Here is a 20296-nt window from a genome sequence, read left to right as displayed (position 1 = left end):
CGGGGCGCGAGGTTCAGCGCTTCATGTGGCGGATGGTGGCGCGGGCGCAGGCCCCCGGCAGCGCCCGCAACACGCGCGCCTGCACCGATTTGGGCTGCGCGCGCAGGATATAGGCGATGACGGCGGGGTTCTCCTGCTCCAACGCGTCATCCTGCAGATGCGCCGCGATGCGCTGACCGAGGGTCGATGCGATATCGGCCTTCGGTGGCGATGGCGCGGGGCGAAGCGGCGGCACCTCCCGGTCGAGCATGCCACGCTCGCGAAAGCGCTGCAGCAGGCCGGTCGGATCGGGCAAGGTGGCCGTGCCGGGATTCGCAGGCTCGTCGGCGGCCTGTTCCAGCGCGGCCAGGATCTCGGGCTCCAGCCCTGCGCCCTGCAGACGTTCCAGCCCGCCGGGGCCGATCAGGTCCAGCAGCACCCGCGCCTTGCGCGCAAAACGGTCGCTTCGGGCCGGGGTGCTCTGTTTCAACGCTTCAGATTGCATGGGATCTCCCTCTTCAGAAATAACTGCGCACCAATGCGCCGGTGACAAGCGCCCACCCATCCGCGACCACGAAGAAGGCCAGCTTGAAGGGCAAGGAAACAATCGCGGGCGGCACCATCATCATGCCCATCGACATCAGGATCGCCGCTACCACGAGGTCGATGATCAGGAACGGCAGGAAGATCAGGAACCCGATCTGGAAGGCGCGCTCCACCTCGCTCAGCATGAAGGAGGGGATCAGGATGGAAGGCTCGGGCGCGCCCAGGTCCGCGACCTCGCGCAAGCTGGCCATGGATTGCAGCGTGTCGGGATCGACGCGGGCCATCATGAAGCTGCGAAAGGGCTGATAGGCCTGGGCCAGGGCCTCCATCGTGTCCATGTCGCCCTCCATCAGCGGGCCGATCCCGGCCTGGTAGGCGGCCTCGAACACGGGTGACATGACGAAATAGGTCAGGAACAGCGCCAGGCTGACGATCAGCATGTTGGGCGGCGATTGCTGCAAGCCGATGGCCTGGCGCAGGATTGACAGGACCGTGACCACGAAGGGAAAGCAGGTGATCATGATCGCCAGCCCCGGTGCCAGGCTGAGCACGGTGATCAGCGCGATGATCTGCAAGGTGCGCGCGGTCAGCGACCCGCCCTCGCCCAGGTCGATGGAAATATCCTGTGCTGCCGCCGGCGCGGCGGCCAGCATCAGGAGGACCAGGATCAGGGACAGCGGTGGCGGGCGCACGCTTATGCCGCACCGCCATCGACCAGGCCGGTCAGCCGCACGCCAAGCGCGCCCGTGCCGGAGCTGTCGGGTTCCACCAACTCGCCATAGGCGACCAGCCGGTCGCCGACATAGAGTTCCACCGGATCCTCGATGCGCCGGTCGAGCGGCAGCACCGCGTCCTGGCGCAGCTCCAGCAATTCGGCCACGGTGGGCCGGGCATGGCCGACGCAGACGCGGACCTCGACGGGGACGGAGCGCAGGCGGGTCTGGCCCGCGCTCCGGGATTCGGGAAGGTCAGGCATTCCGCCGCTCCTCTTCTTGGGGTTCTTGCTGCGTGAAGTCGCGGATCGCCGTCGCCATGGCGTCCACCATGGCGGACAGGTCGATCTCCCGCGCCTCGCCCGCGAAGCGCAACGCGACGCGGCCATCTGCAAAGGCGGGCTCTGGGGTCAGGCGCAGGTCGATCTCCATATGCCGTTCGGCCAGCCAGCCCAGTTGCTCAACCGTGCGCGGGGCCGCCAGAAGCTCACACCTCGCCTCGCCCAGATCGTTGGTCAGCGCCGCAAGCTCGGCATCGACAATCGGACCGACGGCTTCGGCGGCGATGGCGGGCAGGAATTGCGACAGGATCGACGAGAAAAGCCCGCCGAGGCCCGTCAGGACCTCGTTCCGCGCCTCGGTATAGGTAAAGGAAATGTCGCGCAGGTTGCGTTCCAGGTCGGCGGCAATCAACTGGTCGGACTTCTCCCGCTCGGTGGTCGCATCGTCCCATCCCGATTGGTAGCCGGTCTCGTACCCGGCCAGCCGGACCTCCTCGACATCGACATCGGACGGGGCCGAGGCGGCTACAGGGGTTGCGCCGAAGACCTCCAGTTTCAGGGCACGGTATCTCATGTCGCCTCCTCATCCTCGGCCATCCAGGAGCGCAGGATTTCAACCGTTTCCTCCTCTCGTTCCTCGATCAGGCGGCGCAGACGCGCGACCGGGTCGGGGGGTTCTTCCGTCACCAGGGCGGGGGCGTTTTCCAGCGGAGGGGCCTCGCGCGCCGGCGCGTTTGCGGCTTGCTCCTGCGCGGGCGCGGCCAGCGCGGCGCGGGGGGCCGTGGTGCTGTCGGGCGGTGCGGCAATGCCGAGGGCGGGGGTGGGTCCGGCCAATGTACCGGGGGGGCTGTCGGGCCCGCCCTCGCCCCGCGGCTGTTGCGCGAAGAGGGGTCGGATGACACCGAAGGCCACGGTCAGCGCGACAATGGCCAGGACCAGCAATTGCAGGGCGTTCATCAAGTCGAAACGCGCGAAGATTCCCGCACCGGCCACATCATCGGGCAGTTGGTTCGGCACCGGTTCGAACGCCATCGATTCGATGGTCACGACATCGCCGCGCGCCTCGTCATAGCCGATTGCCGAGCGCACCAGCGCCTGCAGCGAGGCCAATTCGGCGGCATCGCGCGGTGCGGTTTCCAGGATGCCATCCGCATTGGGGGCCGAGACCGCATTGACCAGCACCGCCACGCTGATGCGGCGAATCGTGCCCGGGCCGCTTTCGGTTTCGCGCTGGATTTCCGACACGTCATAGGTGACGCTTTCGCGGGTTTCGGAGTTCTGCAGGGTGGACCGGCCGCCCTCGCCCCCTGCCGCGTCGCCCTCGGGCAGGTTGGAGGCGACGGTCACCGCCCCGCTGCCATTTTCCGAGGAGCTGTTGGTCATTTCCTCGGATTCGGTGCCGATAATGACGCGGCTGTCAGGGTCGATCCGGCGCTCGAAGACGGTTTCATAGGCGTTGATCAATTCGACGCTGACCTCAACCACCGCGTTGCCGGGGCCGACGCGCGCATTGAGGAGACGTTCGATATTGCGGCGATGCCCGTCGGCGAGCCCGGTCGCGTCCGAGGTCGGGCTCTGGCTGTCAGTCCCGGCCAGAACGCGGCCCGAATCGGAATCGATGATGGTCACGTTTTCCGGCAGCAACCCCGGCACGGCAGAGGCAACGAGGTAGCGCAGCGCCTGTGCATGGCTGGAGGTGATGCCGCCCGACACGGGCCGGATGCTGACCGACGCGGTCGGCTCGGCTTCGGGCTGGAAGGGCGTATTGTCGGATGTGGCCAGATGCACGCGGGCGGCGCGGATGCGCGGGCTTGCGGCGATGGTGCGGGCCAATTCGCCTTCGCGCGCGCGCCAGTAGGCGGCATCGAACATCTGCGACGTGGTGCCGAACCCCGACAGCGAATCGAGCAGTTCATAGCCCGCCGCACCAAGCGCGGGCAGCCCCTCACCCGCCAGGCTCATGCGCAGCGCGTCGCGGTCCACCGCCTCGACATGGATCGAATCACCCCGCACCTCATAGCGCGCGCCGCGCGCCTCCAGCGCGGTTATGACCTCACCTGCGGCGGCGGGATCGAGGCCGGAATAGAGCAGCGCGAAACTGGGGGCCATGGCCATGCGCGACAGGAAAACAAGCATCGTGACAAGACCCGCTATGCCCCCGAGCAGGGTCGCGCGACGCCGCAGATCCAGGCCCCCCCAGGTATCAATGAGCTGCTGCACCGATGAAATCTCCTCTCAGCCGTTCTGGCCTGATGAGGGCGATCAAAACGCAAGCCGCTTAAGATTTGGTTAGTGCTGAGCGGCTAATGATCGGATTGCCAGACAAGCGCAGGAGGTGCGGACCGTGGCCGAGACAGATACAGCCGAAGACGGCCCGAAAAAGAAGAAAGGTCTTCTGATTCCGCTGCTTGTCGGCCTTGTGCTGGCGGGCGGCGGCGGCGCGGGCGGCTACTGGGCGGTGACCAGCGGCCCCCTGGCCGGATCGGTCGAGTCGGCCTCGGATGACGGGCAGGGCGACGAAGAGGAAGACGAAGTCGTGACCCATATCCGCCCCGAGCTGGAGGAGGTCGCCTTCGTCCCGCTCGAACCGCTGGTGATCTCGCTCGGCCCCGGCACCGCCGGACGTCACCTGATGTTCTCGGCCGAGCTTGAGGTCGCACCCGACGATGCAGAAGAGGTCACGCATCTCCTGCCGCGCGTCCTCGACGTGCTGAACAGCTACCTGCGCGTTATCGACATGGAGGAGCTGAACGACCCCCGCACCCTCGTGCGCCTGCGCGCGCAGCTTCTGCGCCGCATCCAGATCGTCACCGGCGATGTGCTGGTGCGTGACCTTCTCGTGACTGAATTCGTGGTGAACTGAATGGACCTGATCCTGAGCAACGCAGCCGATATCCTCCTGATCCTTGCGACCCTGGGGGCGGGGACGTTCTGCTTGATCCTGTCGCGCCGCCTGACCCGGCTGTCGCGCATCGACAACGGGCTCGGCGGTGCCATCGCCGTGCTGTCGGCGCAGGTCGATGACATGAGCAAGGCACTGGCCGAGACGAGATCGGGCTCGGAAGGCTCCGCAACCCGGCTGGAGGAGCTCAACGCCGAGGCGCAGCGCCTGCTGGAGGAACTGGAACTGACCATGTCGGCCTGCCATGACCTCGCCCCGCCCGAAGACGCCCGACCGACCGAGGCGAACCTGGAAGCATGGGATATCGAGAAGACAGTGCAGCCGGTCGAACCGGTCGTGACATTCGGCTCGCGCCGCCATCCGCCCGAGGATGAGAAGGACGACGCCATCCCTCTCTTTCTGCAAAAGAAATCCCGCCTTGCGGAGATCGGCTGAGCCATGGGCAAATCGACAGGAAAACCGCGTCGCAAGCTCTGGCAACGCATCGGTCTGGTGACATTCTTCGCGCTTTTCATGGCCTCAGGTGCCCTGCGCATCGGCACGCTCGACATCGCCTTTGCATCAGCGGGCGACCCCGAGCGCGAGACCGCCGCCAATTCATCCGATCCAGGCCAATGCGCCGCGATCGAACCGCTGGAACTGGCGCTCTCGCGCGTCGAGGGCCGGGCCGAACGGCTGGACACGCGCGAAGCCGCGATTGACGCCCGCGCGCAGGCCGTGGCCGAGGCCGAGGCCATGGTCACCGGCCAGCTCGCCGCGCTGGAGGAGACCGAGGCTCGCCTGGAGGCGCTTTTGTCGCTGTCCGATACGGCCGCCGAATCGGACCTGGAACGCCTGACCGAGATGTATGAGACGATGGATGCGGGCGACGCCGCCGCCCTCTTCACCCAGATGGACCCGAGCTTTGCCGCCGGTTTCCTGGGCCGGATGCAGTCCGATGCCGCGGCCGGAGTGCTGGCCGAGCTGGACCCCGCCGTCGCCTATTCGATCTCGGTCCTGCTGGCGACCCGCAACGCCACGCCGCCCGCAACGCAACCCTGACGGATCAGCAGGAACAGAAGGTTCAGCATGATAGGAATTATCGGTATCCTGGTCATCTTCGGGATGGTCTTCGGCGGCTACCTCGCCTCGGGCGGGAATCTCGACATCATCCTCTATTCGCTGCCCTACGAGATGACCATGATCGGTGGTGCGGCGGTCGGGGCGTTCCTCCTGTCGAACGATTTCTCGGGCGTGAAGCATACGGTCAAGGACGTGTTCAAGGTCTTCAAGGGGCCGAAATGGAAGCACGAGGATTACCGCGACCTGCTTTGCCTTCTCTATGAACTGATCCGCCTGGGGCGCGAAAACGCCGTGGCGCTGGAAGAACATACCGAGAACCCCGCGGAGTCCTCAATCTTCAGCACCTATCCCCGGATTCTCGCCGACCGTGAGGCCGTCGATCTGATCTGCGACACGCTGCGCTCGGCCTCGCTGAACTACGACGATCCGCACCAGGTCGAGGATGTGATTGAAAAGCGGATGGAGGCCAGCCTGCATCACGCCATGCACTCTTCGCACGCGTTGCAGACCATTGCCGACGGGCTGCCCGCGCTTGGCATCGTCGCGGCGGTTCTGGGGGTGATCAAGACCATGGGCTCGATCGACCAACCTCCGGAAATTCTTGGCAAACTCATCGGCGGCGCGCTTGTCGGCACCTTTCTGGGCGTGTTCCTGGCCTATGGTCTGGTCGGCCCCTTCGCCGCCAAGGTCAAGACCGTGATCGAGGAGGAGCATCATTTCTACGGGTTGATCCGCGAGGTTCTGGTGGCCAATCTGCACCATCACGCGACCAATATCTGTATCGAGGTCGGGCGCCAGAACACGCCGGGCCATATTCGCCCCTCCTTCAACGATCTCGAGGACGCGCTCAAAGGTCTGCGGCAGGCCGCGGCATGAGGGCGCTGATCGGTTGTTTCTGCGCCTTCTGCCTGCTCCTGGCCGGACAGCAGACCATGGCGCAGGCCATTTCAATACGCTCGGGCGATCATGCGGGCTTCACCCGATTGGTGGCGCGGGTCGGCGCGGATCGGGACTGGCAGATGACGCGAACGGGCGACAGCGTTCTGATCCGGTTCACACCCGATGCGCCGGGGTTCGATCTGTCCGGCGTCTTCACCCTGATCGGACGCAATCGCCTGACCGAGATCAGCGCCGGGGACGGTTTGCGCCTGGACCTTGCCTGCGCCTGCACCGTCACGCTGGAGCGCTACCAGGACCATTTCCTCATCATCGATATCAACGACACGCCCTATTCGCCGCCCGAGCCCGAGCCGGAGGTGGCTGCGGCTCCGCCTTCCGCGCCGACCCCCGACGGCATGTCCGCCCCGCAACTGCGCCTACCCTTCGTCATCGAGGCCGAGGCCGCGCCCGACCTGTCCCCGTTGCCTCCTGCGCCTCTCGCTGCCGCGGAGTTTCCCGGCATCGACATCACCGATGCTGGCAATGCGCTGGCCGAGCAACTGGCGCGGGCAACCGCCGCCGGGCTTCTGGACATCGCCCCCGGCCAGCCCTTCGCCAGCGCCGACCCGGATCCCGCGGTCGCGCCCCCTGAACCGGAGCCGTCCGAGGCCACCCCGCCCGACCCGCACCCCCCCGCGCCCGAGGCCACGGTTGCCCCCCCGCTTGAAATGGCCAACGCCTTCGACCTCAATGCCAATACCGTGCCCGAGCGGCTGATCCCCCCTGCGACCACCAGTTGCATCGCGCCCCCTGCCAGACCGGTGGCGGACTGGTCCGACGGGATGAGTTTCGCCAACGGCATCGGGGCCTTGCGCGTCGGGCTCTATGACGATCGCGGTCAGTTGGTTGCGGGTCAGGCCCAATTGCTGGCAGAGTTCTACCTCTATCACGGTTTCGGGGCCGAGGCCGCCTTCTGGCTGTCGCAGGCCGGACTGGACGCGCCGTTTCATGCCGGTCTCGCCCAATATCTCGAACAGGGTCGACGCGGCACGCTTGGCAGCTTCGACATGCAGGACAGTTGCGCGCCTGCGATGGCCTTCTGGCTGTTTCTGACCGCTCCGTCCGAAAGCAGGCCGGATGAGGAGGTCCGCGCGCGGATCCTCGCGGATTTCTACGCTCTGCCCGCGATCCTGCGCGATTTCTTCGGCCCGGACCTGGCCCGCAATTTCGTCGAAACCGGCGATGACGCCGCCGCGATGGAGGTGCGGGAGAATATCGGGCGGGGCGGACGCCTGCCGTCCGAGGCGCTGACCCTTCTCGATCTCGACCTGGCCGAGGCCGCCCCCGGACTGGCCGCTCCGACCGCCCCGCCCGCCCATGTCAGCGCCAGCAATGCGGCCTCGGCGATGACGCATCGTCTGCGCGCCCAGATCGAGACCGATGGCCGTGCCGACCCCGCCGACCTGATCGCCGCCGAGGCGCTGATCCTGGAAACCGACCCGCAACCCGACCGGAACGGGCTGGTCCATGTCACGGCGCTGGCCCATGCGCTCGACGGCAATCTCGACCCGATCATGCAGCACCTCTCGGCGACGATGCAGCGCGACGCCGATGCCGCGATGCCGATCTTCACGGACGTGGTCGATATCCTGATGGATCAGGACCAGACCGCGCAGCTTCTGATCCTGCTCTCCTCACCGCAGTTTGGCCAGTTCGGCCATTTCCCGTCACCCGCCTATCGCCGCCAGGTCGCCGAGTATTTCCTGTCGAACGGCCTGCCCGACCTTGCCCGCGACGTCATCATGGCAGGCGGCACCGACCGCGCCGCCGATCGGGAGATTCTGACCCGCGCCTTCGAGCGCTTGACCCGGGATGGGACCGACCGGCCAGCGCCCGACCCCGGAATCGCCCCGGTGAACCCACCACCCGCGCCTGCGACCGGCAGCGAGGAGATCACGACCCTGCTGGAGGAAAGCCGCGCCCGGCGTGCCGCGGTTCAGGCGCTTCTCACCACAGCCGAGCCCGGAAGCTAAGCTTTTGGTAACCCTCTGATTTTATACCTAGATGGCAGGGGCTGAAGGCCCGGTTCGAGTTCGGTCAGAAAGGCCAGCGAAACTGATGAGCATCCGGGACATTTTTCAGCCGACCATCCTCTTCGCCTTCGCGTTGATGTCCATCATCGTCATGATGATCCTGCCGGTCCCGTCCTGGGTCCTGGATATCGGCCTCGCCATGTCCTTCGGCCTCGCGATCCTGATCTTCACGGTCACGCTCTTCATTGAACGGCCCCTGGATTTCTCGGCCTTCCCCACCGTGCTGCTCGCCTCGCTGATGCTGCGGCTCTCGCTCAACGTCTCCTCGACCAAGCTGATTATCGGCAACGGCCATACTGGCACCTCCGCCGCGGGCGGCGTGATCGAGGGGTTTGCCATGTTCGTCATGGGCGGCAACGTGGTGATGGGGCTGGTCGTCTTCGGCGTCCTCCTGATCGTGAATTTCATCGTTATCAACAAGGGGGCCGCCCGCATGGCCGAGGTCGGCGCGCGCTTTGCCCTCGACGGGATGCCGGGGCGGCAACTGGCCATCGACAGCGATATGTCGGCGGGCGCCATCGACCATGCCGAGGCCAAGCGTCGGCGGGAGGTCGAACAGGCCGAGACGACCTTTTTCGGCTCGCTCGACGGGGCGTCGAAATTCGTCAAGGGTGACGCGATCGCGGGCCTTCTGATCACGCTTCTGAACCTTGTCATGGGGTTGATCTTCGGCACTGCCATGCACGGGATGCCGCTGTCACAGGCCTTTGAAACCTATTCCGTCCTGACCGTGGGCGACGGGCTGGTCAGCCAGATTCCGGCGGTGATCATCGCGATTGCCTCGGCGCTGCTGCTGGCGCGCGGCGGCACATCCGGGGCGACCGATGTGGCGCTGCTGACGCAGCTTGGCCGCCACCCCACGGCCCTGGCCACGGTGGCGGCATTGATGGCGCTTTTCGCGGTCGTGCCGGGCCTGCCCTTCCTGCCCTTCGTGATGGGCGCGGCGGGGCTGGCCGCGGCGGCGTTCTTCCGCGCGGCAACTCTGCGCCGCGAAGGTGAGGCTGCCCCGGTGGAGACCGGGACGGATACGGCCGGGCCGTCGGAACGCATCGGCGACGTGCTGGAGCTTGACGATATCCATGTCGAATTCGCGCCGGACCTCGTCTCCATGGCGCTCGATCCCGGCAGCGGACTGGATGCGCGCATCCGCAACATGCGCGACCATATCGCGCGCAGCTTCGGCCTGATCCTGCCCGAGATCCGCCTGACCGACCGCGACGACCTGCCGTCCGGCACCTATTCGATCCGTATACAGGGCGTCGAACATGCCCGCTCCAGCCTGGAGATCGAGGGGTTCCTGATGCTCAAATCGGGCGATGAAAGCGCGTTGCCACCGGGCCGTGACGTGTCCGAACCCGTCTATGGCGCGCCCGCGCGCTGGATCGTGCCGCAAGACCGCGACCGCGCCGCCATGACCGGGGCCACCGTGGTCGCGCCGGGCGAGGTTCTGGCCACGCATCTGATGGAAACGCTGAAAAAGAACCTCTCGCGCCTGCTGACCTTCAAGGCGCTGCAACGCCAGCTTGACGCTTTCGTGGAACTATCCGACCCGACTCGGTCCGAGGGCAACCGTCGCTTGCTGAATGAAATGGTGCCCGACAAGGTGCCGATGGACGTGCTGCATGGTGTGCTGCGCCTCCTGCTGGCTGAGCAGGTCTCGATCCGCAACCTGCCGCTCATCCTTGAGGCCATCGCCGAGGCGCGGCCCACGATCCAGCAACCCAACCTGCTATGCGAACATGTCCGCCAGCGGCTCGGATTCCAACTGGTCTCGGGTCTCAAGCGCGATGACGGTACCCTGCCGCTGGTCCAGCTTGCCGGCCAGTGGGAGGATATCTTTGCCGAATACCAGATCGGCGGTGAGGGGGGGCTGCCCGAGATCGCGCTGCCGCCCGACACCTTCAACTCCCTCGCGCGGTCCATCGGTGACAAGATCGCACAGGCCAGCGAGAACGGCACCTATCCCGCCATCGTCACCTCGGCCCTGCGCCGCCGCTTTCTGCGCACCGTGTTGCTATCGCGCGGCATCCTGAACCCGGTCCTCTCCTTCGAGGAGATCGGGCTGGAGGCGAAACCCGCCCTCGTCGGCGTGGCCGCGCCATGACCCTTGCGCTGGCCGAACTTCTGGGCACGTCGCAGACCTGGCTGGCCCTGGCGCTGCTCGTCTTCCTGCGCGTCGGCGCGTGTTTCCTGGTGCTGCCAACGATCGCCGAGCAATACATCCCCGCCCGTGTCCGGCTTGGCGTGGCGGTGGCGATGACGGTGCTGCTGGCCCCCGCGCTGGCCCCGAGCCTGACGGACAGCGCGGCACGTCTGGACGCCCGGGTCTTTTTCACCGAACCGCTGGCGGGGCTGCTTCTTGGCATCGCCATCCGGCTCATGGTCCACGCGCTGCAAATCGCGGGCTCCATGGCCGCGCAGGCGACATCGCTCAGCCAGATCGCCGGCGGCGCGGCGCCTGATCCGCAACCGGCCATCGCCGGTTTCCTGATGCTTGCGGGCATGGCATTGGCGGTGCTTCTGGGCCTGCATGTCCATGTCGCGCGGATGCTGCTTGAAAGCTACGATATCTTGCCCGCGGGAGAGGTTCCCGTCGCAGGCGACCTCGCCACCTGGGGCATCGGGAGGGTCGCCGCCTCCTTCCGGTTGGCCTTTTCGCTGGCCGCGCCCTTCCTGGTCGCCTCGGTTCTCTACAATGTCGCGCTCGGCGTCATCAACAAGGCCATGCCGCAGCTGATGGTCGCCTTTGTCGGCGCGCCCGCGATCACCTTCGGCGGGCTCGCGATCCTGTTCCTGTCGACGCCGATCATCCTGCCGGTCTGGATGCGGATGATGCAGGCCGTTCTGGCCGCCCCGATGACCCCATGAGCGAGGATACCCCCCCCGGCGACAAGCCATATGACCCGACGCCCGCGCGGTTGGAGGAGGCGCGCAAGAAGGGCGAGATTGTCCGGTCGAGCGACCTGAACACCGCCATTGTCTATGGCGGGTTTCTCCTGGTGCTGGCGCTTTTCGGCGCCACGCTCGGGCAGCAGATCGGATCGCGCCTGGCGGTCCTGCTGGACCAGGCCCCCGACCTGTCGCGCCTGATGCTGTCGCGCGGCGGGCAGGCCACGGGCGGCGGCGTGCTACTGGCCATCGGGGTGCCTGCGGGGATCATCCTGGTCGTGCCCGGCGCACTTCTGATCCTGTCGCTCTTCGCGCAGCGGGCGATCCTGTTCACGCCCACCAACCTGACGCCGAAGCTCTCGCGCATCTCGCCCCTGTCCGGTGCCAAGAACAAGTTCGGGCGCAATGGCCTGTTCGAATTCGCCAAGGCCGCGGCCAAGCTCAGCCTCTACGGCGCGCTTCTGGCCTGGATGCTCTGGTCGCGCCGCGACCGGATTCTTGCGACACCACATAGCTCCGGCGGGCAGATCACCGGCGAATTGGGGCGGCTGTCGCTGGAGTTCCTGACCGCCGTCGTGATGCTGGCCGCCTTCCTCGCGCTGATCGATTACGTCTGGCAGGTCGGCGCGCATCACCGAAAACACCGCATGGACCGGCAGGAACTGGTCGATGAGACCAAGAAATCCGAGGGCGATCCGCATATGAAACAGCAGCGGCGCGAGAAGGGGATCGATATCGCGCTGAACAAGATGCTTGCCGATGTGCCGGGGGCCGACGTGGTCGTCGTCAACCCGACACATTACGCCGTCGCGCTGAGTTGGAAACGCGACCAGGGCGAGGTGCCGGTCTGCGTCGCCAAGGGCGTCGACCACGCCGCGGCGCGCATCCGCGAGGTCGCCTCGGAGGCCGGTGTGCCGATTTACAGCGACCCGCCCACGGCCCGCGCGCTCCATGCCACGATCGAGGTCGGCCAGGGTATTGCGCCCGATCACTACCGCGCCGTGGCCGCCGCAATCCGCTTTGCCGACCGGATGCGCCGGATTGCGCGGGCCCTGACATGACTTCCGCGGCCCGGAAACGTCTGGCCCTGCTGGCCGGGATCGCCGAGATCAAGGCCACCCGCGCCAAGGCCGAGGCCGCGACCGAGCTGCGACAGGTCCAGGACCGGCAGGCCGATATCGACAGATTGAGGAAGCGGAAAGCGGCCATCGAACCGGCACTGCAGGATCCCGCAACCGCGCTGCAGGCGGCGCGCTGGATGGTGGGGTGCGAGGCCGACCTGCAGGCGCGGTCGCGCGGCATGGCCAATGCGCGCGCGAGCCTGGAGGTCGCGCGCGACAGGGCCCGCTACGAAGAGGGTCGCCGCCAGGTTCTGGACAAGCTCAGCGGTCAGGCGTCCTGACGCACGATATCGACGATCAGAACGTCGTGGACGATTTCACCCAGAATCTGCTGCGCCGCCTCGCGCAGGCCGGTGCGCAGCGGGGCCATCGCTTCGACCGTGGTGAAACTGCCGTCGAATCCGCCGACATTGGCGTGGCTGAACATGACCCGCAGAAAGGCATCGCGCAGGCGCGGCTCGCGCGAATAGACCAGGGTATTTTCCCCATTCAGAACCTCGACGGTCAGCGAGATCACCACCAGCGAGCGCACGCTGCCGTGACGGATGATCGGCACGATGAACTGGTTGTTGAGGCGGACATATTCATAGGGGCTGTCGGGGTCGGCTTCCTCGCCATAGCCGCCATCCCCATCACCCTCATCGGCGGCCTCCTCGCCATCGCTATCCGCGTCGGCGCGATCACCGTCGGTGACCTGGCTGTCCCCGCCCCCCGCATCGCCGTTCAGCATCATCCCGGCCCCGACGCCGCCGCCAAGGCCGAGAATGAGCAAGATCACGGGGATGAGCAGGCGGATCATGGCGCGCGCCCTTCAGAACGGCAGGAGGACATCGGCGATCTGCTGGCCATAGCGGGGCTGCTGCACATCCGAGATCTGGCCGCGCCCGCCATAGGAGATGCGCGCCGAGGCGATCTTGTCATAGGTAATCTCGTTCTGGCGCGAGATATCGGCGGGGCGGACATAGCCCGAGACCAGCAATTCGCGCAGCTCGAAATTCACCCGCACCTCCTGGCTGCCCTCGATGCGCAAGACGCCGTTGGGCAGGACATCCGTCACCGTGGCGGCGATACGCAAGGTCAGTTCCTCGTTCCGGCGCACCGACCCCTGGCCGCCCGACTGGCTGGAGGAGCTGAGCCCGACCGCATCGGCCATGCTGGCCCCTTCCGGCAGGTCGCGGTCGATGCGTTGCGGAATACCGAAGAAATTGGGCACGCCCATCTGTTCCGACCCCGACCGGGACCGGTCCGAGGAATTGGAGATCTCGGCGCTTTCGTCGATCTCGATCACCACGGTCAGGATATCGCCGCGCTGCATCGCGCGCCGATCCCCCAGGAGCGATTGCCGCCCGCCCGACCAGAGCGAGGAGGCGGCGCTGGGCCCTTCATCCTCCAGCGTCAGGGGCAAGGACATCACGTTCATCGCGTAGAACTCATTGCCATCGGTCACTGTGTTGAAATCCGGCCTGCGCCCGACATCGGCCAACCGCCCGCAGCCGACCAGCATCGTGGCAAGGATCATCAGGCCGATGGCCAGGGCGGTATGAAATCTCATGGAATTCCTCATCAGTAGCTGGGGCCGACCGTGGCGAGACCCGCGCCCTGAACCGTCGCCGTGACGGTGGTGCGCGAGGACAGGTTGAGCACCCTGAGCCGTTCGCCGATGCCCGCACGATCCAGCGCGCGCCCCTCGGTCACGATCAGGAGGCCGTTGGCGTCATATTGCAAAGTAATGATTTCATTGCGGTTAATGACCGCCGGTTCGCGCAGGTCGCCGGGGCGGATCGGGCGGCCAGGATAGAGGTTGACCCGCGCCTCCATGCCGATGGCGGCCGCGAGGTCGAGGATCGCGCCCGGCGTGTCGCCTGCGACAAGGCGCACATCGGCGGGGCCGATCACGCTCATGGACCGGATGGTGCCATTGGCAACGACCGTGTCGGCCAGTGCGGGCGTGGCGGCGAAGAGGAGAGCGATCAACCAGCGCATGTCAGCGGATCTGCGTCGTCGCGCCGAGCATCTGGTCGGCGGCGGTGATGACCTTGGCGTTGAGCTCATAGCCGCGCTGCGCCTCGATCAGGTCGGTGATCTCGCGCACGGAATCGACCGAGCTGTCCTCAAGATAGCCTTGCCTCAGCGTGCCGAGTCCATCCTCGCCGGGATCGCCCTGGATCGCGGCCCCCGACGCGGCGGTCTCGAGGAAGAGGTTCGACCCCATCGCCTCCAGCCCCCGGTCGTTGGAAAAATTCACCAGCGTGAACTGCCCCAGAAGCTCAGGCTCGACCCGGTCGGCGAAATAGGCATAGACCTCGCCTTGCGCGTTGATAGAGAGGCTGCGCGCATCATCCGGCACGGTGATGCCGGGGGCGACGGTGAAGCCGTCCGAGGTCACGATCTGTCCGTCGCCGGTGCGGTTGAGGGACCCGTCGCGCGTATAGGCGGGCAGGCCCGATGGCAGCGTCACCTCAAGATAGCCGCGCCCTTCGATGGCCACATCCAGGTCGCCGCCGGTCTGGCTCAGACTGCCCTGCGCCACATTCACCGACACCGCGGCGGGCCGCACGCCAAGGCCAAGCTGCACGCCCGCGGGCACCACCGACCCGTCCGAGGCGCTGATCGTGCCGGCCCGTGTGGCCTGCTGGTAATGCAGGTCGGCGAAATCGGCGCGCCGCGCATTGTAGCCCGTCGTGTTCATGTTGGCGAGGTTGTTGGAGATCACCTCCACCCGCATCTGTTGGGCGCTCATGCCCGTGGCCGCAATCATCAAGGCGCGCATCGGCGGACCTCCTTCTACCTTACTGGGTGGACCCGATGGCACGCAGGAACCCGCGCACCCGTTCGTCTTCGCGTTCCAGGAAGCCCTGGCCCATCTCGTAGGCGCGCTGCACCTCGATCATGCGGGCGATCTGGCCGACCGGATCGACATTGGAGTTTTCGATGAAGCCCTGAAGGATCGTCGCCCCCTCCAGCACCGGCTGCATCTCGCCATCGACCGCGAATTGCACGCCGCCGCGATGGCTGAGATCGGCGGGATCGACCGGCTGCCACAGCCCGAGAAGGGCCAGCGGGCGGCCATCGGCAGACAGCGTGCCATCCCGCGCCAGGCTGACATTTTCGACGTCCGGCGGCACGAAGATCGGCGCGCCGCCCGCATCCAGCAACATGTGACCGTCAGGATTGACCAACTCCCCCGTCGCGCTTGGCGAGAAACTGCCCGCGCGCGTCAGGCGGTCGCCCTCGGGCGTCTGGATCAGGAAGAACCCCTCGCCCTCGATCGCGAAGTCGAAACTGCCGCCGGTGGGGTCGATATCGCCCTGCTGCATCCGGATCATGCGCCCCGAGGCATTGGCCATCGACAGGCTGCCGCCATTCGCCCCCTCAAGCTGCGCCACATATTCGGCGAAGATCACGCCCTCGGCGCGGAACCCGGCGGTCGAGATATTGGCGATATTGTTGGCCACGGTCTGCATCTCGCGCAGAAGGCCCGCTTGCCGCGTCAGGGTGACGATCCCGGAATTATCCATCACATCCCCTCCATCAGCGGCACCAGCGTGTCGGTGAAATAGGAGACCAGAGATTGCGTCATGAACCCCATCGAGACCCAGAAGACGGCCAGGATCGCTGCCAGTTTCGGCGCAAATGTCAGCGTCATTTCCTGGATCGAGGTCAGCGCCTGGAAGAGGCCCACGACCAGGCCCGCAACCAACGCCACGGTCAGGATGGGGGTGGAAATCATCACCGCCACCCACAGCCCCTGACGGAGCGTGTCGAAGAAGACCGCTTCATCCATCAGACCGGCATCCTCAGGATCTCCTGGTAGGCCTCGACCACCTTGTCACGCACCGTTACGGCGGTTTCCACGGCCAGCTCGGTCTGCGCCAGAGCGGTGACCAGAGCGTGCGGATCGGCGCCGGTGGTCATCGCCGCGGTCGCCATGCGCTCGCCCTGCTGGACGGTGTCGGTAAAGTTGCGGATGGCCTCGGAAAAGGCATTTCCGGCGTCGGGCTGTGCGGGCGGCGCATGTGTGGCCTGCCTGGCCTGGCCATAGCCCTGGGCCGCGAGTGACGTTCTGATATCCAATCTACCCCTCCTTTACCGGCGCAAGAGATCGTTGAGCGAAGATGACATCTGCCGCACCTGGTCGAAGACGCGCATATTCGCCTCGTAGCTGCGCTGTGCCTGTCTTGCGTCGGCAATCTCGACGATCAGGTCCACATTCGACCCGTTGTAATACCCCGAGGCATCGGCCAACGGGTGCGACGGGTCATAGACCTGCGGCAATTCCGTCCGGTCCAGACGCACCGGGCCGGTGGTGACGGCGCCGGGCACGTCACGGCGACCGGGCTCGAAGCTGGTCAGCTTGCGGCGATAGCCGGGCGTGTCGGCGTTGGCGATGTTCTCCGAGACATGGGAGAGCCGCACGGTCTGGCTGCGCATTCCGCTGGCGGCAATCGAAAGCGCGCTGCTGAATTCACTCATGCGTCACGCCCCCTCTACCGGCCAAGTCCGGCGCGCATCACGTTCATCGCCGAGCGATAGACCATGAGCGCGCGGGAATGGTCGCGCTGCGCCTCGACCGAGCGGACCATTTCGGTCTCGAGGCTGACGGTATTGCCGTTCGGGGATTGCACGCCGCCCGCGTCGATTGTCCTGAGCGTGAGACGGGCACTGCCCCCGTCGATGCGGAACACCTGATCGAAGGACGCGACATCGCGCGCCCGGTATCCCGGCGTATCGGCATTGGCGATATTCGTGGCAACCTGCGCCTGACGCGCAGCCGCATGGCGGGCGCGGGCCTGGGCAAGCCCCAGAATTTCCAGATTATTGAACATCGGGGCTTCTCCCTCGATCTGACTACACCAAGGCTTAACCCTGATTCGTTTAGAAACCGTAAGTGCGCCCCATTTGCCTTGTCGGAGAGTCTCCATGCAGCAGCCCTATTTCGATCCGCTCCTGTCCCGGCTCGGGCGCATCCGGCCCGTTCATTCGATGGGCCAGGTGGTGGAACTCCAGTCGGGCAGCCTCTGGGTGACCGGGCTGAACCGCGTTGCGGCCATTGGCGATTGCGTCGAGATCGCGGGAGGGATGCGCGCCGAGATCGTGCGCATGGGCCGGACCCGTGCGCAGGTGCTGCCCGAGGGCCCGGTCGAGGGGTTGCGCCCCGGCGATGCCGTGCGTCACCTGGGGCCACGCATGATCGCGCCGGGGGTGCATTGGATCGGTCGGGTGATCGACCCCGATGGCACGCCGCTGGATGGACGGCCCCTGTTCCCCGGGCCGACCCCGCGCAGCCTGCAGTCCGCGCCCCCACCCGCCACGCGCCGCCGCGCCATGGGCGCGCGCCTGCCGACGGGGTTGGCGGTGTTCGACACGCTTCTGCCCATCGTGCAAGGTCAGCGGCTTGGCCTCTTCGCGGGCTCCGGCGTCGGCAAATCGCACCTCCTGTCACGCCTCGCGCGCGGGGTCTCGGCGGATGTGATCGTGATCGGGTTGATCGGCGAACGCGGCCGCGAAGTGCGCGATTTCGTCGAGGAAACACTTGGCGAAGACGGTCTGCAACGCGCGGTGGTGATCGCCGCGACCTCGGACCGCTCGCCGCTGGTGCGCCAGCGCGCCGCCTGGACGACGATGGCGGTGGCCGAGTTCTTTCGCGACCAGGGGGCCAATGTGCTGCTCCTGGCCGACAGCATCACCCGCTTTGCGCAGGCCCATCGTGAGGTCGCGGTGGCCTCGGGCGAGGCCGCCTCGCTCAAAGGTTATCCCGCCTCGATGGCGCAGGCCGTCATGTCGCTTTGCGAACGCGCCGGCCCGGGGGCAGAGGGTCAGGGCGACATCACCGCGATCCTCTCGGTCCTCGTCGCGGGGTCTGACATGGAGGAGCCGGTCGCCGACACGCTGCGCGGGGTGCTGGATGGCCATGTCGTGCTGAGCCGCGAAATTGCCGAACGCGGGCGGTTCCCGGCGATCGACCTCTTGCGCTCCGTCTCGCGCAGCCTGCCGCGCGCGGCCAGCGCCGAGGAAAACCTGCAGATCGCCACCGCCCGCCGGCATCTGGGGGCCTATGACCGGGCCGAGTTGATGCTGCAGGCCGGCCTCTACGCCGATGGCTCCGACCCGGCCATCGACGCCGCGATCAAGGTCTGGCCGGGGCTGGATGCGTTCCTGACCGCGGACAGCGACGGGCCGGAAGCCGCCTTCGCCGCGCTTCAGGACGTGCTGGCCGCCGCCGGTTAGACGCCCTGCAACAGCGTCAACGCGATCGAGGCCGAGCTTGTGCCGACGGAAAACTGCGCCACCTGGCTGCGGGCAAGGAACACGCGGATCAGGTCATCCATCGCTTCGGGGTCGGAAAACTGCGTGATGGAGTTTGAACCGAGGACGGATTCGGCCCGATCCTGGAAGATCTCCAGCTGCCGGTCCAGGTCCAGCCCGCCAATCGAGCTTGGCAGGCCGAAGGCGGTTTCCATGACGGTGCGCAACGGTGTGTTGCCCATGACGCGGAACCACAAGGTGGACTCGCTGCCGCCGGATGCCGCCATTTCGGGCAATTCGCGCGCCGCATTGAGCGCGATGCGCATGTCGCCATCGACCTCGCCCACGGCCTGCTCGAAGCTCTGCTCGGTGAAGCGGTCGAGGATGCGGTCGGCAAAGCCCGGCAGGCGCGAGAGCGGCGGCAGGTCGGTGCCGAACCCGAACGCCTTGGAAAACTCGCGATACCGCTTGTCGGCCAGCCGGTTGGACAATGCGTCGTCCGCGACAACGCCATCATCCAGGATACGCTGGATGAAGGCCTTGTTGGGCAGATCGTCCTGCAACCCGAACGCGGTCAGCGCCACGCGAAGCAGGCGGTAATCCTTGACCAGGTCTTCGCCGGTCGCGACCGTGCCGATATTGTCGCGGAAATACTGCATGTCGCGTTGCAGGGACGGCGTGTTCGCCAATGCCGCACTCTGATCGGACTGGGTCCGTTGCAGGAATTGCCAGCCGGTGTAACCGCCAAGCGGGATGACGGGCGTGTAGCTCACGACGGGCGCGCCGCCATCAGCCTTTCCTCTCGCGGCAACAGGACGCGCAACGCCTTGAGCGCCTGGTAGACATTGCCGCCCACGACATGTTCGGTGGCGATGGCCAGCTGCCCGCGACTGTCGGGGTCGGTGAAAACCTGGCTCAATTGCTCGATCCCGCGCAGAAGCTGCATCCGCGCCTCGTCCTCATCGGCGTCCCCTGAAAGAACAAGTTGTGCGATATAGCAGACCCGCCGGACCGGCGTTGTCACCTCCTCGGGGTGGATGGCGTCGCGCAGGCGCAGGATGTTGGCATTGGGTGTCATGATGGACAGGCGCGACCGCCGGTCGCCGTTTTCGATCACCGCGCCGTTGATCAGCACGCGCTCCTTCGGGCTGAGTTTCAGGACAAGACCGGTCATGCTGCCTGCGCCTCCCCCCGCAACCCGCGCATGACGGCGGTGTTGATCTCGATCAGCGGCGCGAAGGGCAGACCGTCCTTCAGCGCCTTGCGGCTGTGTTGCAGGGTGAATTCGGCCAAGTAGAAGATCTGCGCGCGCAGGGGTTGCGGCAGGGCGTTCTCGGCATCGGCCACGTTGGCGGCCATCAGCGTCCAGAGCCTGCGATTGTCATGCAGGGCGGCGGCGCGAGCCGCCATGCTGGCCTCGGGTCCGGCGGCGCGCGAAAGCTGCGCGGTCACCCGTTCAAAGGCGGCGTGTTCGGTGCCGCGTTCGGTCTTCACGGCGGAATTGACGGAGGCGTAGGCCGATTGGGCCAGGAATGAGGATGTCACGGCGAGGGGTCCTTCCGATGGGGGTCAGGTCAGGGGCACG

27 protein-coding genes are annotated in these 20296 nt (G+C 66.6%); 10 read left to right on the top strand and 17 right to left on the bottom strand.

Features of this window, described 5'->3' with window-relative positions:
- Window positions 1-13: 13 nt before the first annotated feature.
- The 5 genes from AC13C7_RS02105 to fliF are packed head-to-tail and all read right to left on the bottom strand — an operon-like array spanning window position 14 to window position 3739.
- A complete protein-coding gene (locus AC13C7_RS02105) occupies window positions 14-469 on the bottom strand; it encodes a hypothetical protein (RefSeq protein ID WP_482866461.1) in 456 nt (151 codons plus the stop codon).
- Window positions 470-497: 28 nt separating this feature from the next.
- On the bottom strand, window positions 498-1178 hold the full coding sequence (gene fliP / locus AC13C7_RS02100) for a flagellar type III secretion system pore protein FliP (protein ID WP_172320389.1): 681 nt from the start codon (window positions 1176-1178) through the stop codon (window positions 498-500).
- Window positions 1179-1219: 41 nt separating this feature from the next.
- Window positions 1220-1501 carry a FliM/FliN family flagellar motor switch protein gene (locus AC13C7_RS02095; protein ID WP_172320341.1) on the bottom strand — a complete coding sequence of 94 codons (282 nt, stop codon included), beginning with the start codon at window positions 1499-1501 and terminating at the stop codon, window positions 1220-1222.
- A complete protein-coding gene (locus tag AC13C7_RS02090; protein ID WP_446120054.1) occupies window positions 1494-2093 on the bottom strand; it encodes a hypothetical protein in 600 nt (199 codons plus the stop codon). The genes AC13C7_RS02095 and AC13C7_RS02090 overlap by 8 nt, the downstream gene beginning before the upstream one ends.
- On the bottom strand, window positions 2090-3739 hold the full coding sequence (gene fliF / locus AC13C7_RS02085; RefSeq protein ID WP_482866460.1) for a flagellar basal-body MS-ring/collar protein FliF: 1650 nt from the start codon (window positions 3737-3739) through the stop codon (window positions 2090-2092). The genes AC13C7_RS02090 and fliF overlap by 4 nt, the downstream gene beginning before the upstream one ends.
- Window positions 3740-3863: 124 nt before the next feature.
- On the opposite strand from fliF, the gene AC13C7_RS02080 reads away from it, so the two are divergent.
- From AC13C7_RS02080 to AC13C7_RS02040, 9 genes are all read left to right on the top strand, one after another.
- Complete coding sequence (locus AC13C7_RS02080) at window positions 3864-4382, top strand: flagellar basal body-associated FliL family protein (protein ID WP_446170084.1); 519 nt, start codon at window positions 3864-3866, stop codon at window positions 4380-4382.
- Window positions 4383-4856 carry a hypothetical protein gene (locus AC13C7_RS02075; RefSeq protein ID WP_482866459.1) on the top strand — a complete coding sequence of 158 codons (474 nt, stop codon included), beginning with the start codon at window positions 4383-4385 and terminating at the stop codon, window positions 4854-4856.
- A 3-nt stretch (window positions 4857-4859) separates the two neighbouring features.
- Window positions 4860-5462, top strand: a complete 603-nt coding sequence (locus AC13C7_RS02070; RefSeq protein WP_482866458.1) for a MotE family protein — start codon at window positions 4860-4862, stop codon at window positions 5460-5462.
- Window positions 5463-5489: 27 nt separating this feature from the next.
- Window positions 5490-6359, top strand: coding sequence for a flagellar motor stator protein MotA (gene motA / locus AC13C7_RS02065; protein ID WP_446170082.1), 870 nt, complete (start codon window positions 5490-5492; stop codon window positions 6357-6359).
- Entirely contained in the window at window positions 6356-8395 is a 2040-nt protein-coding gene (locus tag AC13C7_RS02060) for a hypothetical protein (RefSeq protein WP_482866457.1), read from the top strand. Before motA ends, AC13C7_RS02060 begins: the two co-directional genes overlap by 4 nt.
- 85 nt (window positions 8396-8480) lie before the next feature.
- Window positions 8481-10559, top strand: coding sequence for a flagellar biosynthesis protein FlhA (gene flhA / locus AC13C7_RS02055; protein ID WP_482866456.1), 2079 nt, complete (start codon window positions 8481-8483; stop codon window positions 10557-10559).
- Window positions 10556-11323 (top strand): flagellar biosynthetic protein FliR, encoded by a 768-nt coding sequence (locus AC13C7_RS02050; RefSeq protein WP_482866455.1) that lies wholly within the window; start codon window positions 10556-10558, stop codon window positions 11321-11323. Before flhA ends, AC13C7_RS02050 begins: the two co-directional genes overlap by 4 nt.
- On the top strand, window positions 11320-12405 hold the full coding sequence (flhB, locus tag AC13C7_RS02045) for a flagellar type III secretion system protein FlhB (protein ID WP_172320351.1): 1086 nt from the start codon (window positions 11320-11322) through the stop codon (window positions 12403-12405). The genes AC13C7_RS02050 and flhB overlap by 4 nt, the downstream gene beginning before the upstream one ends.
- Window positions 12402-12746, top strand: coding sequence for a TraB/GumN family protein (locus AC13C7_RS02040; RefSeq protein WP_172320352.1), 345 nt, complete (start codon window positions 12402-12404; stop codon window positions 12744-12746). Before flhB ends, AC13C7_RS02040 begins: the two co-directional genes overlap by 4 nt.
- On the opposite strand, the gene AC13C7_RS02035 is transcribed toward AC13C7_RS02040, so the two are convergent.
- The 9 genes from AC13C7_RS02035 to AC13C7_RS01995 are packed head-to-tail and all read right to left on the bottom strand — an operon-like array spanning window position 12734 to window position 17291.
- Window positions 12734-13264, bottom strand: a complete 531-nt coding sequence (locus tag AC13C7_RS02035; protein WP_446119307.1) for a flagellar basal body-associated FliL family protein — start codon at window positions 13262-13264, stop codon at window positions 12734-12736. The two genes, AC13C7_RS02040 and AC13C7_RS02035, sit on opposite strands and share 13 nt — an antisense overlap.
- A gap of 12 nt (window positions 13265-13276) precedes the next feature.
- Window positions 13277-14017 (bottom strand): flagellar basal body L-ring protein FlgH, encoded by a 741-nt coding sequence (flgH, locus tag AC13C7_RS02030; protein ID WP_446119309.1) that lies wholly within the window; start codon window positions 14015-14017, stop codon window positions 13277-13279.
- Window positions 14018-14028: 11 nt separating this feature from the next.
- Window positions 14029-14448, bottom strand: a complete 420-nt coding sequence (gene flgA, locus AC13C7_RS02025) for a flagellar basal body P-ring formation chaperone FlgA (RefSeq protein WP_482866454.1) — start codon at window positions 14446-14448, stop codon at window positions 14029-14031.
- 1 nt (window position 14449) lies between these two features.
- Window positions 14450-15235 (bottom strand): flagellar basal-body rod protein FlgG, encoded by a 786-nt coding sequence (flgG, locus tag AC13C7_RS02020; RefSeq protein ID WP_172320355.1) that lies wholly within the window; start codon window positions 15233-15235, stop codon window positions 14450-14452.
- A 19-nt stretch (window positions 15236-15254) separates the two neighbouring features.
- The gene (locus tag AC13C7_RS02015) at window positions 15255-15983 is read right to left on the bottom strand and encodes a flagellar hook-basal body complex protein (RefSeq protein ID WP_474888990.1); all 729 of its coding nucleotides are present in this window, start codon (window positions 15981-15983) and stop codon (window positions 15255-15257) included.
- Window positions 15983-16249 (bottom strand): flagellar biosynthetic protein FliQ, encoded by a 267-nt coding sequence (locus AC13C7_RS02010; protein ID WP_407925860.1) that lies wholly within the window; start codon window positions 16247-16249, stop codon window positions 15983-15985. The genes AC13C7_RS02015 and AC13C7_RS02010 overlap by 1 nt, the downstream gene beginning before the upstream one ends.
- Entirely contained in the window at window positions 16249-16539 is a 291-nt protein-coding gene (fliE, locus tag AC13C7_RS02005) for a flagellar hook-basal body complex protein FliE (RefSeq protein ID WP_172320357.1), read from the bottom strand. The genes AC13C7_RS02010 and fliE overlap by 1 nt, the downstream gene beginning before the upstream one ends.
- 12 nt (window positions 16540-16551) lie before the next feature.
- Window positions 16552-16938 carry a flagellar basal body rod protein FlgC gene (gene flgC / locus AC13C7_RS02000; protein ID WP_482866453.1) on the bottom strand — a complete coding sequence of 129 codons (387 nt, stop codon included), beginning with the start codon at window positions 16936-16938 and terminating at the stop codon, window positions 16552-16554.
- Window positions 16939-16952: 14 nt separating this feature from the next.
- On the bottom strand, window positions 16953-17291 hold the full coding sequence (locus AC13C7_RS01995) for a flagellar basal body protein (protein WP_172320359.1): 339 nt from the start codon (window positions 17289-17291) through the stop codon (window positions 16953-16955).
- 94 nt (window positions 17292-17385) lie between these two features.
- Between AC13C7_RS01995 and AC13C7_RS01990 the strand changes: the two genes are divergently transcribed.
- Window positions 17386-18693 (top strand): FliI/YscN family ATPase, encoded by a 1308-nt coding sequence (locus AC13C7_RS01990; RefSeq protein ID WP_482866452.1) that lies wholly within the window; start codon window positions 17386-17388, stop codon window positions 18691-18693.
- Here the strand turns inward: AC13C7_RS01990 and AC13C7_RS01985 are convergent.
- The 3 genes from AC13C7_RS01985 to flaF are packed head-to-tail and all read right to left on the bottom strand — an operon-like array spanning window position 18690 to window position 20256.
- Complete coding sequence (locus AC13C7_RS01985; RefSeq protein ID WP_482866451.1) at window positions 18690-19484, bottom strand: DUF1217 domain-containing protein; 795 nt, start codon at window positions 19482-19484, stop codon at window positions 18690-18692. The genes AC13C7_RS01990 and AC13C7_RS01985 overlap by 4 nt on opposite strands.
- Window positions 19481-19885 (bottom strand): flagellar biosynthesis repressor FlbT, encoded by a 405-nt coding sequence (flbT, locus tag AC13C7_RS01980; RefSeq protein WP_172320362.1) that lies wholly within the window; start codon window positions 19883-19885, stop codon window positions 19481-19483. The genes AC13C7_RS01985 and flbT overlap by 4 nt, the downstream gene beginning before the upstream one ends.
- A complete protein-coding gene (flaF, locus tag AC13C7_RS01975) occupies window positions 19882-20256 on the bottom strand; it encodes a flagellar biosynthesis regulator FlaF (protein WP_172320363.1) in 375 nt (124 codons plus the stop codon). The genes flbT and flaF overlap by 4 nt, the downstream gene beginning before the upstream one ends.
- Window positions 20257-20296 lie beyond the last annotated feature (40 nt).

This window comes from Alterinioella sp. B-7 (genome assembly GCF_056857775.1).
The sequence above is the reverse complement of the archived record's forward strand: the minus strand, read 5'-3'. Positions and strand labels throughout refer to the sequence as shown.

What these genes read in the sequence shown, in the direction of transcription:
- fliP (WP_172320389.1), bottom strand. Translation starts at nt 1,178, where the DNA reads ATGCTGGCCGCCGCGCCGGCGGCAGCACAGGATATTTCCATCGACCTG.
- AC13C7_RS02095 (WP_172320341.1), bottom strand. Translation starts at nt 1,501, where the DNA reads ATGCCTGACCTTCCCGAATCCCGGAGCGCGGGCCAGACCCGCCTGCGC.
- AC13C7_RS02090 (WP_446120054.1), bottom strand. Translation starts at nt 2,093, where the DNA reads ATGAGATACCGTGCCCTGAAACTGGAGGTCTTCGGCGCAACCCCTGTA.
- AC13C7_RS02075 (WP_482866459.1), top strand. Translation starts at nt 4,383, where the DNA reads ATGGACCTGATCCTGAGCAACGCAGCCGATATCCTCCTGATCCTTGCG.
- AC13C7_RS02070 (WP_482866458.1), top strand. Translation starts at nt 4,860, where the DNA reads ATGGGCAAATCGACAGGAAAACCGCGTCGCAAGCTCTGGCAACGCATC.
- motA (WP_446170082.1), top strand. Translation starts at nt 5,490, where the DNA reads ATGATAGGAATTATCGGTATCCTGGTCATCTTCGGGATGGTCTTCGGC.
- AC13C7_RS02060 (WP_482866457.1), top strand. Translation starts at nt 6,356, where the DNA reads ATGAGGGCGCTGATCGGTTGTTTCTGCGCCTTCTGCCTGCTCCTGGCC.
- flhA (WP_482866456.1), top strand. Translation starts at nt 8,481, where the DNA reads ATGAGCATCCGGGACATTTTTCAGCCGACCATCCTCTTCGCCTTCGCG.
- AC13C7_RS02050 (WP_482866455.1), top strand. Translation starts at nt 10,556, where the DNA reads ATGACCCTTGCGCTGGCCGAACTTCTGGGCACGTCGCAGACCTGGCTG.
- flhB (WP_172320351.1), top strand. Translation starts at nt 11,320, where the DNA reads ATGAGCGAGGATACCCCCCCCGGCGACAAGCCATATGACCCGACGCCC.
- AC13C7_RS02040 (WP_172320352.1), top strand. Translation starts at nt 12,402, where the DNA reads ATGACTTCCGCGGCCCGGAAACGTCTGGCCCTGCTGGCCGGGATCGCC.
- AC13C7_RS02035 (WP_446119307.1), bottom strand. Translation starts at nt 13,264, where the DNA reads ATGATCCGCCTGCTCATCCCCGTGATCTTGCTCATTCTCGGCCTTGGC.
- flgH (WP_446119309.1), bottom strand. Translation starts at nt 14,017, where the DNA reads ATGAGATTTCATACCGCCCTGGCCATCGGCCTGATGATCCTTGCCACG.
- flgA (WP_482866454.1), bottom strand. Translation starts at nt 14,448, where the DNA reads ATGCGCTGGTTGATCGCTCTCCTCTTCGCCGCCACGCCCGCACTGGCC.
- flgG (WP_172320355.1), bottom strand. Translation starts at nt 15,235, where the DNA reads ATGCGCGCCTTGATGATTGCGGCCACGGGCATGAGCGCCCAACAGATG.
- AC13C7_RS02015 (WP_474888990.1), bottom strand. Translation starts at nt 15,983, where the DNA reads ATGGATAATTCCGGGATCGTCACCCTGACGCGGCAAGCGGGCCTTCTG.
- AC13C7_RS02010 (WP_407925860.1), bottom strand. Translation starts at nt 16,249, where the DNA reads ATGGATGAAGCGGTCTTCTTCGACACGCTCCGTCAGGGGCTGTGGGTG.
- flgC (WP_482866453.1), bottom strand. Translation starts at nt 16,938, where the DNA reads ATGAGTGAATTCAGCAGCGCGCTTTCGATTGCCGCCAGCGGAATGCGC.
- AC13C7_RS01995 (WP_172320359.1), bottom strand. Translation starts at nt 17,291, where the DNA reads ATGTTCAATAATCTGGAAATTCTGGGGCTTGCCCAGGCCCGCGCCCGC.
- AC13C7_RS01990 (WP_482866452.1), top strand. Translation starts at nt 17,386, where the DNA reads ATGCAGCAGCCCTATTTCGATCCGCTCCTGTCCCGGCTCGGGCGCATC.
- flbT (WP_172320362.1), bottom strand. Translation starts at nt 19,885, where the DNA reads ATGACCGGTCTTGTCCTGAAACTCAGCCCGAAGGAGCGCGTGCTGATC.